A 16192-nucleotide genomic window follows, 5' to 3' on the forward strand; every position below is an offset into this window, starting at 1 on the left:
TAGAGTTTTAAAAGATATTTTATGCTATCAAGCCCAGGCCGTGGAGATGATGCTATGGGATTTATAAATATCGATGATATTAAGTCGGGAATGACTCTGGCTTCTGATTTGCTGACCCCACATGGCCGACTGATCCTTGCAAAGGGGGCCGTCTTTGAAAGTGATTTGATCAGGACCTGTAAAGCATGGGGTATCAGCCGGGCCGATATAGCTGGGCTGAAACAAGAAGATATGGATGATGCCAGGATGTCCATGATCGGTCCTGAATACATCAGACAAAGTGAAGAATTCATCAAGCCATTCTTGTCCTACTGCAACCTGAATCATCCGGCTGTGAAAGAAATTGTCCGCATCGCCATTGAAAGTATGGCCAGGAGGTTTGCCTCAGGAGAAATTTTTCCCGATTCCTTGCCTGATTTTTTTAAAATGGATCATACCACCTCTTACTCCAGCCCAGGTGGCAGGATTTCTCCCCGCGATCTGGTTGATGACCAGATCGATCTGATTTCCCTGCCAGATATTTTTTACAAGCTGATTGAAATCATGGAGTCTCCTTTTAGTTCGGCCGTCCATTTAGCTGAACTGATCAACAAGGACAGCAGCCTGACGGCTAGGCTGCTTAAACTGGTTAATAGCGCCTTTTACAGTTTTCCGGCCAAGATAGATTCGGTCAGCCGGGCAGTAGCTATTCTGGGAACAAAGGAACTGACTTCACTGGCTGCAGGAATTTCAGTTGTCAAAAATTTTAAAGGGATTCCCAATAGTATCATGGATATGGAGCTGTTCTGGAAGCACAGCATAAGTTGCGGCTTATACTCAGGACTTATTTCGTCATATACTGAAAGCATAAATGAAGAGCGTTTTTTTATTGCTGGACTTCTGCATGATCTTGGGCGGCTGGTAATGATTAAAAAGATGCCTGAGATGTGTCTGGAAGCCCTCCTGTATTCAAGAAACAAAAATATTCCTCTGTATCTGGCCGAGCAGGATGTAATTGGATTTGATCATGCAAAAGTTGGTGGACTGCTTTGCAACAAGTGGAAACTTCCCATAGTCCTGGAACAGATGGTTCGTTTTCACCATGAACCCCTTAAGGCAAGAAATCAGCTGGATGCAGGGGTGGTTAATCTGGCCAACCTCCTGGCTGTTGCTTCTAGAGCTGAAGATAATCGAGAGGGTGTCTTCCCGGATTTGGAGGAAAAAGTATGGCAGGGCATAGGAATTGAGACCAGTGATCTTTACCCATTAGTTCAGCGGGCTGAAAGACAAATTCAGGACGTCGTCCATATCTTTTTAGGCAGGGAGTAATTTATGGATGAAAAAGACAAGATCATCAGCCGACTGGAGCAGGAAATACAGTATCTTCGAGAAGAGAGAAGAAAAGGTGTTGATGCCTTGGAGATGGCTGCCAATCTGGGGAGGTTTGACAAGAACCCAGGGTCTTCAATGGATGCAGACTATATTCTTAAGGAAACTGCAGTCAGACTCAATACCCTGATCAAGCTTAAGGCAGTGTCTTTCTACCTGGTTTCCAGCCAGGACAACTCATTTTATCAGGCCTATTGCAACCCTGCAGAGGATAGCTCTGTCCTGAATCAGGAGATCGACAGACTTATTGAAGACCATACTTTTGCCTGGGTCCTTAATCGGAGCAGGCCGGTGATATTGTCTTGCACCGGCCAGAGTGGCAGTCTTATTTTGGGATCCATGGCCTCTCCATCAAGGATCAGGGGGATGTTTGTCGGTATTCTTGATCAGGACAAGATGCAGATTTCAGATACCAGCTTTTATCTGATATCCATTGTCCTGTTATCCAGTGCCTCAGCCCTGGGCCGGATTGAGGCATATGACCGGATGAGGGAGATGAACCAGGAACTGGAAAAATATGCCAGACATACTGAACGGCTCTACCAGAATGTTTTTGAGAATTCCCCTGTGGGAATCTTCTGGACGTCTCCAGAAGGAAAGTTCTTAAAGGTCAACCCGGCCTGCGCAGAAATTGCAGGTTTTGACTCGTCTGATCAAATGTTGAAAGAATCATTAGACATCGGGGATCAACTGTATCTGAATCGTCAGGATAGGGAATCACATTTGGAACAGCTTAATTCGCAGGGTCTTGTACAAAACCGGGAAGTCCGTCTTAGACGTCGAAGTGGCAGGCCGTTCTGGGCCTTGTTGAATATGAGGGAGGTCAGGGAGCATCAGGGCGGCCCGGTTGTTTACCACGATGGGTTCCTGGTTGATATTACAGATAAGAAGAAGGCGGAAAAAGACAGAGAAGAACTTCAAAGACAACTTCTGCATTCTCAGAAAATGGAATCTGTCGGAACATTGGCCGGAGGCGTGGCTCACGATTTCAATAATCTGCTTCAGGCCATGAGTGGCAATGTTCAGCTTTTATTAGGAGAGAAGGATGAAAATCATGCAGATGTACATCGTTTGGTAAAGATTTCCAGCTCGATTGACCGGGCATCACAGATGATACGCCAGCTTCTAGTCTTCAGCCGCAAGGCAGAGGCCCAAAGAGTTTTTGTTGACCTGAATCAGGAAATTGAGTCCGCTGTAATGATACTTGAAAGAACCATTCCAAAGATGGTGGAGATTGAGCTTCATCTGGACAAAGAATTGTGGCCTGTTAATGCGGACCCAGTCCAGATCGAACAGGTCTTGCTGAACCTTGGGATAAATGCCGGTCATGCCATGCCTGATGGTGGAAAGCTCCTGATTGAGACCCGGAACATCATCCTGGATTCAGACTTTGTAAAGAAGTATATGAAAACCGAAGTTGGAGAATATGTGCTGTTAACTGTTACCGACACCGGACTTGGCATGGACAAAGAGATCATGAAGCACATTTTTGATCCTTTTTATACCACCAAGGAAACAGGAAAAGGCACAGGGCTGGGACTGGCTTCTGTCTATGGATCTGTTAAAGCTCATAATGGGCATATATCCTGTTACAGCGAGCCTGGCCAGGGTAGTATATTCAAGATTTACTGGCCAGCCGTGTCTGGAGCAATTCTTGATGTGGCTGACAGCAAAGAAGATATATCCTTGCAGAAAGGGGATGAATCCGTACTGGTCGTTGATGATGAAGAAGATATCAGGGAGTTGACCAAAGAGGCCCTGCAGATGATGGGATATTCAGTCTTTACAGCATCCAGTGGCGAAGAAGCCCTGAAAATTTACTCTCAAAAATTTGAGGACATCCATCTGATCATCCTGGACCTGAATATGCCTGGAATGGGTGGGCATAAGTGCTTGGAGGAAATTTTAAAGGTTAATTCAAATGCTAAAGTTCTTATTTCCAGTGGGTACTCTTCCAAGGGTCAGGCCAAGGAAGCACTGCAATCTGGAGCTGCCGGTTTTATTGGCAAACCATATCAGATTTCAGATTTGGTGCTCAAAGTTCGGAACGTTCTGGACACTCAATAGTATTTTTTCAAAGATCCGATAGCACAAATGAGATCGCTTACCCCCGTTTAATCAGCATGATTAGTAACAAATTTTTATGTTGAACAATATATTTTTAATAAAACATTTAATTGTTACTATTATTTAAGCGTAGTTAGATTGTCATTTCGATAAGTTATATTCGGCCAGCTTCAGGACAAGACCAGGCATTTTAAGGGACTGCCCTGAGACTTCCTAGGTTTTATAGCTGCTGACAATGAAGGCTATCTTTTTCATAGGGAAAGAACAGCTTGGTTCCTTTTTAACTGAAAGTTGACAAAAAGGTTTACAAAAATGGGAAAGGTTTACATAGAGTTGACTTTACAAAATGTGTCAAGCTGACAATATGAATCTTTAAGAATAGTCTTAGATAATGCCGTAACGGAACGGTCAAAATTACTCAGGCAAGGGGTTTTAGTTATGAGTGATGAAGAATTTCAAAGACAGGTTTTTCAGGCCAGGATAATGGAATCATTAGGCATTCTGGCCGGAGGTGTAGCTCATGACTTCAACAACCTTCTTCAATCCATGCTTGGGAACGTGGAGCTGGTCTGTCTGAAAATGGCTGATGATTGTTCAGACAAAAAAAGACTGCAGGTTGTGGAAAAATCTATTGACCGGGCCTCCCTTTTGATCAGGCAACTGCTTTTATTCAGCGGACGGGTCGCAGTTCACAGAAAACCAACAAACCTCGTTGAGTTAATAAAAAAAAGTGTTGACAACCTGGAGGACAGTGTATCCGGGAAATTGGATATTGAACTCGCACTGGACAATGGGACCTGGCCAATCAAGGCCGATCCGGTCTATGTTGATCAGGTAGTCATGAACTTGGTTTCCAACGCTGTGGAAGCCATGAACGGCAAGGGCCAGCTGAGTTTAACGACTAAAAATATTACCCTTGATAGCAATGAATTCCCTAATCTTGAGCCTGGATCATATGTGTCCATGAGTGTTTCAGATACTGGATGCGGAATGGACAAGGAAAGCCTGGATCATCTTTATGATCCTTTTTTTTCGACCAAAAAAGGCAGTAAAAAGATCGGGTTGGGATTGGCCTGTGTTTATGGGATCGTAAAGGCTCACCATGGCCACATAACCTGTAGCAGTGAACCCGGGATAGGGACGTGTTTTGAAATCTACTGGCCTGCACTGCCTGAGGCAACTGTTCAGGCGGATTGTAAGAAGCTAAAACCTGAACTTAAGCAAGGAAAACCGTCCAAGACTATCTTGGTGGTGGACGATGAAGCAGATATAAGGGAGTTGACCAGGGATTCCCTTGCTTACCTGGGCTATAAGGTCATTACTGCTGAAAGCGGCGAGCAGGCCCTTGAACTTTATAGCAGTTCCGGGCAGTCAATAGACATGGTTGTTCTTGATTTGAACATGCCGGGTATGGGCGGGCATGCATGTCTTGAAAAGCTTCTAAGTATGGATTCTCAGGCAAAAGTGCTGATTGCCAGCGGGTATTTGTCTAATGGACATTCAAGGGAATCCGTGAGGTCAGGAGCAACTGGGTATATCGGCAAACCGTACATGCTCTCAGATCTGGCAGCCAAGGTCCATGATATCCTTCATGAATGACGATTCAGCATTAACTCATCCAGGAATTGAGGCTTCTGTGGCCAATCAGGCATCTGGTCGATTTTAGTTGACTTTTGCACTTTTGTTGTTCCATAAAAACGACGCCGTCCGAAATAATATATTCCGGACGGCGTTTGATTTGTGAGGCAAGTGTAAGTCCACCAGAACAGCCCCTTTAAGAAAAGCCGGGAATCAAGCCTTAAGGAAGGTCTCATGCAGGAAATCCAGGTCCGCTTCACTCATTCTCAGGAAGAAATTGAGGTATTTATTGATGAACTGAAAAATGCCGTGCTGGGTTTTCTGGATATGTACGGTGATCCGGCCTTTCTGGGAGAAGAGTTTTCCCAGTTTATCCAGGGGGACAACAAGTTTGCCGCTCTTCTTGAAGCTACAGGCAAGGACGAATACGGTTTTTTCAAAGAGGTCATCTCCCAGCTTGAGCCAGCCAACCACGAAACCGAAACCAGGGTTGTTGTGGGCGGTATTGAACTCCCTTCCAGACTTCTTCTGCCCATTCTGGAAGTAATTATTCCCGGGGATAATCTCTCGGCAATTAAGGATGTTGATACTTACGAGCAATTGACCAATATCCGGGTTCCAGATGATCAGCGTCAGGATCTGCAAAAGGTTATGGACAAGTATCCGGTGCGGCTGTCCAAGCATGTGATCAGGCAGTCAAGGCTGTCCAGGAACGTGGCTTATCAGTTCATGCCCTTTGTTCAGGAGCTTGATGAGTCAGGGCTGAAGAATACCTGGGTTGGTCAGTTCCACAAGGGTCTTCTGGAGCAGATGTACCAGAACCGGCCTATATTTGTCCTGCACATGAGCTGCCCGGTCTATTGCCGGTTCTGTTTCCGCAAGCACAAGGACTGCCGCAATTTGCCCACCCCCAAGATAGAAGATGTTTTGGAAGCATTGGAGCACATTAAAAAATCCCCCAGGATAAAGGAGATTGTCCTGACCGGTGGTGAGCCCTTGCTGAACATGGAGACCTTGACCTGTGCCATAGAAGGTTTGGAGCAGATTCCCCACATCCAGACCATCAGGATCGCTTCCAGATGCATTTCTTATTATCCGCAGCTTTTTTACGCCCATGATTCATTCTGGCTCAACTATCTCATTGAGAAGAACAGGGCCTTGCAGGCCGACAAAAAGCGAATTGAAATTGCAACCCACTTCATTCATCCGGATGAAATATCTCATTATAGCCTGGACATTATTTCCAAACTGGTCAGTGAGGGCGTGGGAGTGTACACCCAGACTCCGTTTTTGAAAGACTGCAATGATTCCGGCCGGGAACTGACCAGCCTGTACAACGAGTTGCGCAGTGTTGGGTCAGAAATTCATTACGTATACATCCCGTGCAGCCCTATTCAGGGCAACAGGATTTACTGGGCTCCCATCTCATCCGGACATAAGGCTGCCGCCTACATGCGGGCATACCTTTCTGATCGGGCTATTCCTATCATCTGTACTGCCACAAAAATTGGCAAGATCGACTGGAATACCAGTGGTTGGGCTGTTGAGCCCTGCACTGAGCATCCAGGTAAAATCTGGATAAGAACGCCTTATACCGAGGAGTATTTCAAGGAGTTTGCTCCCCAGTTTGAGCTTCAGGACTCCAGGGCAAACAGGGGAGGGACTCTGGACTCGGCTTTCATGGCTGAAATAGGGGATCATACCCTTTATCTTGGAGGACTCACAGAGCAGCCTGTTGAACCTGAACCCTTCAGCGAGGCCAATTTAAGTACCCTCCAGCAGGAGATCAGGAAGGACCAGCGTCTGGCTTATTCCATCGTAGATACAGGGGTAAAGGCCCTGAAACGGACCCATCTGACTACAGTGGAGATGGATATTGAGGCGTTGGAGGATTTTCATGATTCCATAGAATATATAGCAAAGGATAATAGTATCAGCGATGTTGTCCTGACCGCCAAGGAGAGCATCTTAAACTCCATTGAAATGCTGGGAATGTTTTCCAGAGAGTTGCAGACCGTCCCTCATGTCAAGGCGATGCGCATCCGAAGCCTGACCTTTGCCTATTCACCCGAGCTTTATACTCCTGAAGTACTGGATACCATCTGCAACCTGAATAATCTGAACCCGGCCAATCCTACCCGGGTGGAGCTGGAAACCCAGTTTATTCATTCAAGCGAACTGACCGAGCTGCACGGAGACCTGATCAGGGAGTTTATTGCCAGGGGAGTCACGGTTTACAACAATATCCTTTTACTTTCCGGGATCAACGATAACCCGGAAGAGATGAAAAGGATCTGCTACAGATGTCGACAGGTCGGGATAGAGCTTATGCTTCTTTATATTGCTGGAATGCCTGTTCAGGACAGGTGGAATGCCAGCCGGCCCATTGATGCCTCTTCGGTCATCCACATTGCCACCCATTTGAGGCGTTACCAGAGTGGCCGGGAGGTTCCTCTTTACGCTGTCAAGACACCCCTGGGTGATGCTGATTTCAATTTTACCGCCAAAGTGGTCAGGATTGGAGATTACGGCTCCGGGAAAGGGGATGAGCAAGTCTGGATGAAGCTTCTGCCCTATACCCTTGACTATTATCAAAAACTGGCCCCGGGTTTTGTCTGGCCAGAAGGGATCAGCCAGGAAGAAGGGCATCCTGTTGTTCCAGTCAGAGGGCTGGTAGTTAAAAGCAATAAAGATTTTTTTCTTGCTGGCAGCAGGTAAGACCACAGGGGCAAAGACAGCCTGAATCCGAGACCTGTCTGATCATATGGCAAAGGACTGCAGTATGGATGCGTTGCAGTCTATTTCAGGGGCATCTAAGGCTTTGGTGATTAAAACCATGTTCATGGCTCAGGTCTTTTTAGACCTTTGATTTTCAAGAGCAGGTTGGGGTCCGGGCAATGTTCCAGAAACTTGTCCCTGTCTTTTAAAGTGCACACACCAGGAAAATCCCCTGCTCGTCCTTCAAGGTCCTTAATGATTTCAAAGTGAAGATGAGGCGGCCAGCTGCCATTTTCATGCCTTTCCCCCACAGCAGCAATCTGCTGACCTGCAGTAATTGCCTGACCCTTGCTGAGGATTTCCAGGCTCTTTCGGCTCAGGTGTCCATACAAGGTGAAAAAGGTTCTCTTTTCCAGGCTGTGCTCAAGAATGATGGTTGGCCCGTAGTCGCCAAAAGCATTGTTGTCCTGGAAACTATGCACCACTCCATCCAAAGGAGCCAGGACAGGGGTCCCGGCAGCAACCCACAAATCCAGGCCTATATGCAGAGTGCGCCTCTGGCTGTGGTCCTCTAATGCGGCAAATACAGGGCTTTTATCATAAATTGTCCTGTTTTCATTATACCTTCCAATGCCGATCCGGGCGCCGGCATTGGAAAGCTTTGTAAAAATATATTTTGTGAAGCTGTCCGGGTCTGCAACGTCGATATTTTTCAGTTCCGGATTGTCAGCTGTGAAATCAAAGAAGATGATTTTTTCCTGATTTAGATCCCAGGGCAAAATGTTGGCACTGTTTGCCTTTGTGAGCAGATTTTCCAGATTTTTCATAGTAAATGACGGTTACTTATGTTTGTCATGGCCACTGAAGTATTTTTTCTGAATCAATATCCCCAGCAGGGAAAAAAGAACCAAAACCATCAAGGGCCAGAGGTTTGAAAAAGAAACTGCGGGTTCCCCTTCCTCCAGATGGAAGGCTGCGTATATGGCTGAGCAATAGATGAAACCTTTGACAGCAAAGCCGATGGACGTGCTGATGATGAAAGGCACAAGCCTGATCCTCAGAATCCCGGCACTGTAGTTGATGAATGAATGGGGAAAACCAGGCAGACAGCGCAAGGCACAAAGCTGCAGGAATCCTGAATTGTTGCGGATCAGCCCGTAGATCTTGGAGTCCACCAGTTTCTTGTTCCATGAATAAGACATGCGGACTGCAAAAAAGTAAGCAGACAGACTTCCCAGTACTCCTCCGGCCACTACCAGGCCTGCGGCTGCCCATGGAGGATAGAGCACCCCAATGGTCCACATCAGTACAGATCCTGGAAATGCAAACATGTACAGGATGATCTGGGCAATGACAGCCACCAAAGGAGCCCACCATGATTCAGCCAGATTCTCCAGCTGGTCCAGCCGGTGGGACAGGTCCAAGAGGCCTGCGTGCTGGGCATAAATGCCTGCGCCCAGTACAGCAGCAAGGGCAATGAGCTTGACATTTGCCTTCATGATCAAGATCTAGAATCTCCAAAGCAGGGCAATTTCGGCTCCAGCTCCACTGTCAAGTCTTTGCCTTGAAACACGGTTTTTACTTTTATCGTAAATCCGCCATTGTCTTTCCAAAAGCAGGTAAGGGCCAAGGGTAATAAAAAGTGATTCAGTTGGACTGATTTCAAGACTTACCCCTGTTTTAACTGCCTGCTCCCTGAAGTAGCCTTTTCTTTCCACAGGGCTGTTATTTTCAAGTCTGAATATTCCAGATGTATACCCAACCTTGGCATCAAGGGCCAGATTCCTGTTGAAGCCATACCTGATTCCGGTTTCAGGAAAACCCACCCTGGCCGAGAACCCTTGGGTTCCAGTGGGAGCGTATCCCAGGACAAAGCCTGGAAAGACCGAGCTCTTGACCGGATGGTAAGAACCAGCCAGTCCCAGACCGGCTGACCATCCATGCTCAAATGATCTTACCAGGAAAAAAAATGCCCTGGCTCCGAAAGAATCAGACATTTCTTTTTCAAATGCACTGCTGATCCCGCCGCCCAGATTAAGGCTCCAATCCTGGTTTAATATGAAATATTTATTTGCACCAAGAGATATGAAGTGCAGCTGGTCCCATGGTTTTTTCCTGTTAGAGGTCAACCCGGACTGCCCGGCTTTGTCCCAGGAATAATCAATGTAATCATAGGCAAGGGTAAAGTGGGAGAATGTACCCTCAAGGCCATACCTGGTCGAAGAAACCTTGGCATCGGAATTTTTTATCTCGGTCTTGAATCTGTGATCCAGGCTGGTGGTTATGGAGATGTCTCTCAAGGTTTCGCCCTGGGCCAGGCCTGTGCTGAAAAAGATTGTGACAATTACACTGCAGATAAGAATTTTAGTGATGTTTTTCATATTGATTGTCCGGTGTTGGAAGTGGTTTGGATTAGACAGGCGGAAGGCTATCTGACAGAAAGTATTTCCTTGATGTTGAGGCGGATGCTGGTAACTCCACGATAGGTGTTAACAGCAGGAGTATAGGCCAGGATCGCCTTTTTGCCTGTTATGGAGGTTTTTGCCCATTTTTTGCCTTGTCTCCAGAATTGTCCCTTGAGGATAATCCCTGATTTCTCTTCCTTGAAGCTGAATCTGACATGCTTGTCGTTCCCAAACAAGACCTGGTCCTGAACCAGAAGTTCAGAAGACAGGAACACCGGCCGGGGGTTTCCAGGTCCAAAAGGCTGAAGAAGTTCCAGTTCAGAGATGAGTTCAGGAGAAAGCTGGTCAAAATCAAGGCCTGCATCCAGAACTATTTCCCTGGCTATGGGTTCTGGTCCTATGGAGCTGATGACCTGATCATTGAATTTTTCCCTGAAATCATCAAGGCGCTCTGGAACAAGAGAAAGCCCTGCAGCCTGGCTGTGCCCTCCAAAGCGTTCCAGTATCCGGCTTAAAGAACACAGGTTTTCATACAAGTTGAACTCTCCAATGCTTCGGCCTGAACCTTTTATCATTCCATCTTCTTTGGTCAAGACAAAACATGGACGGTGAAACTCATCAACAATCCTTGAAGCAACAATACCAATCACTCCGGGATGCCAGTCAGGGTTGAAAAGCACCAGTCCTCTGTATTCAGACATGGATTCGGCCATGTCCCTTGCCTGGGCAAGTATTTCTTCTTCAGTTTTTCTTCTCTGATCATTGAGCTTGTTCAGCCTGGAAGCAAGCTTTCTAGCCAGAGACAGATCCTTGGTCAGCAGAAGTTCCAGGGCGATAACCGGGTCATCAAGCCTTCCTGCAGCATTAATCCTTGGTCCCAGACCGAATCCAACCTCACCGGCTCCGATGCCGTCATTTCCATTTATCCCGCTTGCCTCTTTGAGGGCAAATATCCCTGGCCTTTCAGCCTGGTTTAGAAGTAAAAGGCCGTTTTTGACCAGTATTCTGTTGGTCCGGTCCAGCCGGACAAGATCGGCAATGGTTCCCAGGGCAACCAGGTCAAGGAAGCGGCGGATATCGGTTTTCTGTCCTGGAAGTATTCTGTTCAAGGCAGCCATGAGAAAAAAAGCGGTTCCCACTCCGGACAGTTCCGAATGAGGGCAGGATACAAGTCTTGGATTGATGATGGCGCAAGCCTGGGGCAGGATCTCGCCGGGCTGGTGATGATCAGTTAGAACAACTTTGATGCCAAGCTCCCTGGCTCTTTTCACCTCTTTAAAGTTGGAGATGCCACAATCAACTGTGATGAGGGTTTTGACTCCTTCCCGGGCCAGGGTTTCAATTTCTCTGCAATTAAGGCCATATCCGTCTTCTAGCCTATGTGGAAGAACAGCCAGGATACTCAGGCCCCGCTGGGCAAAAAAGTCTTTGATCAAAGCCACGGATGTAATACCGTCAACGTCGTAATCACCCCATACCGCAATTTTTTCGTTTTTATCTATGGATGAAGCAATAATCTCTGCTCCCTGGGAAAGGCCTTCCCAGTCCTCAAGAGATCCAAGGTAGCGCAGGCCAGGGCTCAAGAAGAAGTGCATGTCATCGTATGTGGTCATGCCCCGCTGATACAACAGTCTGCAAAGAATAGGGGATATCTCTAGATCCCTGGCCAGGGATCTGATAGATTCAGTCGGAGGTTCAGGCTCCCTGAGGCGCCAGGCTGGCATATTCTGATCAGTAACGGGGTTCATATGGATGGTCAGTTGGAAAAGAGGCTTTTGAGTTCCATGAGTTCAGGACCGGTCAACATGGTCTTGGCGGTTGAAAGGGTTTTGTCCATGTCCAGTCCAAGTTTGGAAAAAGACCTGGTCACTCTGGAAAAGGTATTCTCTTCAAGGTTTCGGCTGATAAAATCAGCCAGATTGATGATCTCAGCTTGTTGTAAATATTTTGGATCACACATGTCAGGGTTGTGATGCCAGTTGACAACCTCGGTTATGGATTCCGGGAAATTCCATTGTCTGAGAACCATAGCCCCGATAAGAGCATGGTCCATGCCCCAGAATTTATCTTCAGCCTGGTTCAGGGATATATCTTCCATGTGGGCCAGCTTTACTATTTCCAGCCAGTCCTTTGAGGCATAAAGTACAACCATGAGCTTGCCCAGATCATGAAGAATGCCCATGGTAAAGAGGTCAGCCGAGTCATTGCGTCCACACATAATGCCGATTTCTTCAGCCAAGGATGCGACAAAACACTGGTGTTCCCAGTATCGGCTCAGATTGAAAACAGTTTTGTCCACTTTGGCCCCTAGATCAGACAGAGAAACAGCCAGGATGATTTTTCTTACTTCAAAAAATCCCAGCAGGTTGGCAGCTCTTGAAATGGAGGATATCTGGGCCTGAAATCCGTAATATGCAGAATTGGCTCTGGACAGGACTTTTGCAGTCAGACCCTGGTCCCTGGAGATGGTTCTGGCGATTTCATCCAGGCTGGAGATTGAATCAGGGGAAGTCTGCCTGAACAAGTCACCCAAAAACTGCGCTGATACCGGAAGATCATTTTTGATTCCGGAAAGTTTGCGCAAAAAAAACTGGGCTTTTTCATGCTCCATGGTTCGTGTCCCTGATGATGTTTTACATATTGTCAAGATGAAAGGTACTCACCAGCCATGCCGGGCTGATGGCGGATTAACCCTTTGCGTTGAGGCTTTTGTTTGAAACAAGTTTGTTTTTAGTCAGATAGATGATGAATTTTTTAGCCTCCTCAAACTCAGGATTGATCTCTAAGGCTTTTTTCAAATGTTCAAAGCACTGATCGTACTTTTTAAAGGCAAAGCTGGCCCTGGCCACATTGTAGTAAAGATTTTCATCGTTTTCCACCAACTCAAGTGCTCTTGAATAATACTTCAGGGCTTGCTCGTACATCTCCTGCTTCCGGAGGTTTATGCCGAAATCATTGAACAGGTGCTTATGCTCTTTTTCAAAGGCCGCATCAAGCTTGACCAGTCTTTCAAATATGTTGTTGGCTTTATCCTTATCTCCGCGCTCCAGGTAGGTGAGGCCGAGCCCAAAATTGGCTCGAATGTTTTCTTCATCCACTTTTAAGGCATTGCTGTACTCATATTCTGCACTGTAACTTTCACCCTTTTGCCTGTGCCGGTCTGCCCTGGCAACTGTCTTATTCAGTTCCCGCATCTTGGGGTATACGGTATAAGTGTAGAATTCAGGTTCTGGTGAAAATTTTTCCAGGAGTTCGTCTTTGGGAATCTGACTCTTGGGGCCGGATGGAACGTAATTGATGTTAAGTGGCTGAATCTCCACTTGATCGTCGTCAAGCTCTTTGACAAACCAGTAGGTCTTCTGAATGGTTTTTTTCTGGGTAGAGCCGGTTCCGACTTTAACCAGACTCTGGGAGGAAAATACCCCCTGAATTCTGGACTTCTCGTCCTTTAAGTCAGAAATGATGTCGGATTCCCTGGATGACATAAACGCTTCCTCCCTAAAAATATAACAAACTGGCTTGCCTTTCTGCTGGAAAATGGTCTTTAGAAGGTCTAGCTGCCCTGATCCACCAATCAGCTCCCAGTAAGATTTTGCTTGATGTCCTTGAGAGCCTGGACCGGATTTGAAGCCCCTGTTATGGGACGCCCCACCACCAGATAGTCAGCTCCAGCCTTAAAGGCCTGTTTCGGAGTGACCGTCCTCTTCTGGTCATCAGCAGCAGGCTGGTTTCTAATCCCGGGAGTGACCAGAGTGAAGGCGTCACCGGAAAAACCCCTGATTATGCCGGCTTCAAGTCCTGAGCAGATGCATCCGTCCATTCCCCAGTCAAAGGCCTTTTCAGCCAGATCCCTGGCTATCAAGGCAGACTCCCTTGGATCAGGCCAGGGAAGGTCATCTTTGCTCAGGCTGGTTAATAGGGTGACTCCTAAAAGCATGGTCCTTTGCTGACTCCTGGGACTAAATTGATCCCTGGCTTCAACAGCTCTGCGAATCATTTGCTCACCACCCAGGGTGTGCAGAGTGAGCATGTCAGCTCCAAGGGCCATGCATCTATGCACTGCACCGGCAACTGTATTTGGAATATCAAAAAGTTTCAGATCCAGAAAAATATTAAAACCATTTTTTTTAAGCTTTGCTATTACTTCAGGACCCGAGCTGATGAAAAGTTCCAGCCCAACCTTGACCCAGTCTGTTTCTTGCCTGATTTTTTCTGCAAAATCCAGTGCTTTAGCTTGAGAGTCAAAATCAAGGGCTACAATAACTTTACTCATGATCCTGACTCCAGGTGTTGTTAAGGACCGTTTTAGGCAGGTCAGGCTTATACACAGGTCTCATCTTTTCTGCCGACACCAGTGCTTCAAGCTGGGCAAAAGCCTGGCCCAGATCGTCGTTGATCAGCCAGAAGTCGAACATGTGACTCAGGGAGATCTCCTGCTTTGCATTGTGGATTCGTTTTTTTATGGTTTCAAGGTCATCGGTCCCACGGTTAACCAGCCTTTTCTCAAGTACTTTTAAAGAAGGGGGAAAGATGAATAGAAAAAGACCAGTGTTCAGGTTTTTTTTAAGCTGGGAAGCACCCTGGACATCTATATCAAAAATCAGACTCTGGCCGCTTTCCAAAGCGTCCAGGACCTTTTGCCTGGGTGTGCCGTAAAAGTTGCCGTGGACCTCAGCCCATTCAGCAAAAAACCCCTGGTCTTTCAGGGATAAAAATTTTTCACGCTGGGTGAAGAAATAGTCCTTTCCTTCAACCTCTCCCTGTCGCGGAGATCTGGTGGTGTATGATACGGAAAAAGAGAATTCCGGATGCTTTTCCATCAGCATATTGATGAGGGTGCTTTTCCCGGTTCCTGATGGAGCGCTTATGGTTAAAAGCATGCCTTTACGCATGACTGCCCACCTCAATGTTTTCCAGACGCTGGGAAATGGTTTCCGGCTGGATGGCTGATAGAATTACATGGTTGGAGTCGGTGATTATCAAGGATCTGGTTTTCCTTCCCTGGGTTGCATCAATGAGCATATTCTGGACCCTGGCATCCTCCCGCAGGCGGCGCATGGGTGAGGATGATGGATTTACAATGGCCACCACCCTGGTGCTGACAACTGAATTGCCAAATCCGATATTCAAAAGTTTCAGTCTGTCTGACGGCATATTCATCCTACTCCAGGTTCTGGGCCTGCTCCCGGCATTTTTCAAGTTCAGCCTTGAAGCCCACAGTGATTCTGATCATATCCGTATTCTGACATTTGTTGGCACAGGTGTTAATTTCCCTGAAGGTCTCCTGCAAGATGAAATCTAGTTTCCGGCCAATCTGTCCAGGTATGGCCAGAAGATCCTCCATGGCTCCTAAATGAGCTTCAAGCCGGGTCATTTCTTCAGATACGTCAAGCCGGTCTGCCATAATGATCAACTCCTGGAGAAGTCTGTTTTCATCAATTTCAACAGCCATTTCTTCCATGATTCTTTCCAGCTTGAGCCTTAGGTCCTTGAATCGGCTGGGTGCATTGTCCTTGGCCAGTTCTCCCAGTTCTTTGGCCATGATTTCAAGGCTTTTGATTCTGTCCAGGATATCTTTGATCAGCAAGGCTCCTTCACTTTGTCTGGTCTTATTCCAGGAGTCCAGGGCTGCTTTAAGACAGTCAGCCAGATCTTTTTCCAGTTCATCTGAGATACCACCCTTGTTTTCCCTCCACAGGGAAGTGTTTCTAATGAGCATGTTCAAATCAGGCTCAAAGTCACGGCTCATGTCACCGGCAAGCTCTTCAAGCTGTTTGATCATGGCCATAGCCATGGTCCGGTCAAGACTGATACCCAAAATATCAGGATCAAGTATCTGCAGGTTTAAATTGATGTCCACCCTGCCTCTGGAGGCATTTTCCCTGATGATTTTTTCCCATTTTCCCTGTAAAAAGTAAAGAGCAGGGGGGATTCTCCACTTCAGATCCAAAAACCTGCTGTTCACGCTTTTGATTTCCCAGGAAATTGACCACCCATCCCTGGAAATAGTTTCTGAGCCATATCCGGTCATGCTTTTGCTCATAAAAATAACTCCC

General features: G+C 46.8%; 14 protein-coding genes. 4 read left to right on the plus strand and 10 right to left on the minus strand.

The annotated features are described in order from the left end of the window. Window positions 1-54 precede the first annotated feature (54 nt). The 4 genes from P771_RS0112715 to P771_RS0112730 all read left to right on the plus strand — a co-directional run bounded on the left by P771_RS0112715 (window position 55) and on the right by P771_RS0112730 (window position 7731). Window positions 55-1308, plus strand: a complete 1254-nt coding sequence (locus P771_RS0112715) for an HDOD domain-containing protein (RefSeq protein ID WP_028575435.1) — start codon at window positions 55-57, stop codon at window positions 1306-1308. 3 nt (window positions 1309-1311) lie between these two features. Further along, window positions 1312-3435 carry a hybrid sensor histidine kinase/response regulator gene (locus tag P771_RS18455; RefSeq protein ID WP_051617331.1) on the plus strand — a complete coding sequence of 708 codons (2124 nt, stop codon included), beginning with the start codon at window positions 1312-1314 and terminating at the stop codon, window positions 3433-3435. 438 nt (window positions 3436-3873) lie between these two features. Further along, complete coding sequence (locus P771_RS0112725; protein ID WP_028575436.1) at window positions 3874-5034, plus strand: ATP-binding protein; 1161 nt, start codon at window positions 3874-3876, stop codon at window positions 5032-5034. 213 nt (window positions 5035-5247) lie between these two features. Next, window positions 5248-7731 carry a radical SAM protein gene (locus tag P771_RS0112730; protein ID WP_028575437.1) on the plus strand — a complete coding sequence of 828 codons (2484 nt, stop codon included), beginning with the start codon at window positions 5248-5250 and terminating at the stop codon, window positions 7729-7731. Between the two features lie 122 nt (window positions 7732-7853). On the opposite strand, the gene P771_RS0112740 is transcribed toward P771_RS0112730, so the two are convergent. The 10 genes from P771_RS0112740 to P771_RS0112785 form a co-directional block, all read right to left on the minus strand. After that, entirely contained in the window at window positions 7854-8558 is a 705-nt protein-coding gene (locus tag P771_RS0112740; RefSeq protein WP_051617332.1) for a peptidoglycan DD-metalloendopeptidase family protein, read from the minus strand. Between the two features lie 12 nt (window positions 8559-8570). Next, the gene (locus P771_RS0112745; RefSeq protein WP_244147331.1) at window positions 8571-9230 is read right to left on the minus strand and encodes a TVP38/TMEM64 family protein; all 660 of its coding nucleotides are present in this window, start codon (window positions 9228-9230) and stop codon (window positions 8571-8573) included. 9 nt (window positions 9231-9239) lie between these two features. Next, window positions 9240-10112 (minus strand): DUF6268 family outer membrane beta-barrel protein, encoded by an 873-nt coding sequence (locus P771_RS0112750; protein ID WP_028575440.1) that lies wholly within the window; start codon window positions 10110-10112, stop codon window positions 9240-9242. Window positions 10113-10159: 47 nt separating this feature from the next. Continuing rightward, window positions 10160-11884 carry a single-stranded-DNA-specific exonuclease RecJ gene (gene recJ / locus P771_RS0112755; protein WP_028575441.1) on the minus strand — a complete coding sequence of 575 codons (1725 nt, stop codon included), beginning with the start codon at window positions 11882-11884 and terminating at the stop codon, window positions 10160-10162. A gap of 8 nt (window positions 11885-11892) precedes the next feature. Next, complete coding sequence (locus tag P771_RS17600) at window positions 11893-12747, minus strand: HDOD domain-containing protein (RefSeq protein WP_051617333.1); 855 nt, start codon at window positions 12745-12747, stop codon at window positions 11893-11895. 76 nt (window positions 12748-12823) lie between these two features. Beyond that, the gene (locus tag P771_RS0112765) at window positions 12824-13621 is read right to left on the minus strand and encodes a tetratricopeptide repeat protein (RefSeq protein ID WP_035244522.1); all 798 of its coding nucleotides are present in this window, start codon (window positions 13619-13621) and stop codon (window positions 12824-12826) included. A gap of 89 nt (window positions 13622-13710) precedes the next feature. Beyond that, window positions 13711-14409 carry an orotidine-5'-phosphate decarboxylase gene (pyrF, locus tag P771_RS0112770; protein WP_028575443.1) on the minus strand — a complete coding sequence of 233 codons (699 nt, stop codon included), beginning with the start codon at window positions 14407-14409 and terminating at the stop codon, window positions 13711-13713. Continuing rightward, window positions 14402-15028 (minus strand): guanylate kinase, encoded by a 627-nt coding sequence (gene gmk, locus P771_RS0112775; protein WP_028575444.1) that lies wholly within the window; start codon window positions 15026-15028, stop codon window positions 14402-14404. The genes pyrF and gmk overlap by 8 nt, the downstream gene beginning before the upstream one ends. Beyond that, window positions 15021-15296 carry a DUF370 domain-containing protein gene (locus tag P771_RS0112780; protein ID WP_028575445.1) on the minus strand — a complete coding sequence of 92 codons (276 nt, stop codon included), beginning with the start codon at window positions 15294-15296 and terminating at the stop codon, window positions 15021-15023. The genes gmk and P771_RS0112780 overlap by 8 nt, the downstream gene beginning before the upstream one ends. Before the next feature lies 1 nt (window position 15297). Next, entirely contained in the window at window positions 15298-16179 is an 882-nt protein-coding gene (locus P771_RS0112785) for a YicC/YloC family endoribonuclease (protein WP_028575446.1), read from the minus strand. Between the last annotated feature and the right edge of the window lie 13 nt (window positions 16180-16192).

The organism is Desulfonatronovibrio hydrogenovorans DSM 9292 (genome assembly GCF_000686525.1).
GTDB classification, from domain to species: Bacteria; Desulfobacterota; Desulfovibrionia; order Desulfovibrionales; family Desulfonatronovibrionaceae; genus Desulfonatronovibrio; species Desulfonatronovibrio hydrogenovorans.

Bases quoted from the DNA above. Each gene is read 5' to 3' on its own strand.
- P771_RS0112715 (WP_028575435.1), top strand. From the start codon at position 55: ATGGGATTTATAAATATCGATGATATTAAGTCGGGAATGACTCTGGCT.
- P771_RS18455 (WP_051617331.1), top strand. From the start codon at position 1,312: ATGGATGAAAAAGACAAGATCATCAGCCGACTGGAGCAGGAAATACAG.
- P771_RS0112725 (WP_028575436.1), top strand. From the start codon at position 3,874: ATGAGTGATGAAGAATTTCAAAGACAGGTTTTTCAGGCCAGGATAATG.
- P771_RS0112730 (WP_028575437.1), top strand. From the start codon at position 5,248: ATGCAGGAAATCCAGGTCCGCTTCACTCATTCTCAGGAAGAAATTGAG.
- P771_RS0112740 (WP_051617332.1), bottom strand. From the start codon at position 8,558: ATGAAAAATCTGGAAAATCTGCTCACAAAGGCAAACAGTGCCAACATT.
- P771_RS0112745 (WP_244147331.1), bottom strand. From the start codon at position 9,230: ATGAAGGCAAATGTCAAGCTCATTGCCCTTGCTGCTGTACTGGGCGCA.
- P771_RS0112750 (WP_028575440.1), bottom strand. From the start codon at position 10,112: ATGAAAAACATCACTAAAATTCTTATCTGCAGTGTAATTGTCACAATC.
- recJ (WP_028575441.1), bottom strand. From the start codon at position 11,884: ATGAACCCCGTTACTGATCAGAATATGCCAGCCTGGCGCCTCAGGGAG.
- P771_RS17600 (WP_051617333.1), bottom strand. From the start codon at position 12,747: ATGGAGCATGAAAAAGCCCAGTTTTTTTTGCGCAAACTTTCCGGAATC.
- P771_RS0112765 (WP_035244522.1), bottom strand. From the start codon at position 13,621: ATGTCATCCAGGGAATCCGACATCATTTCTGACTTAAAGGACGAGAAG.
- pyrF (WP_028575443.1), bottom strand. From the start codon at position 14,409: ATGAGTAAAGTTATTGTAGCCCTTGATTTTGACTCTCAAGCTAAAGCA.
- gmk (WP_028575444.1), bottom strand. From the start codon at position 15,028: ATGCGTAAAGGCATGCTTTTAACCATAAGCGCTCCATCAGGAACCGGG.
- P771_RS0112780 (WP_028575445.1), bottom strand. From the start codon at position 15,296: ATGAATATGCCGTCAGACAGACTGAAACTTTTGAATATCGGATTTGGC.
- P771_RS0112785 (WP_028575446.1), bottom strand. From the start codon at position 16,179: ATGAGCAAAAGCATGACCGGATATGGCTCAGAAACTATTTCCAGGGAT.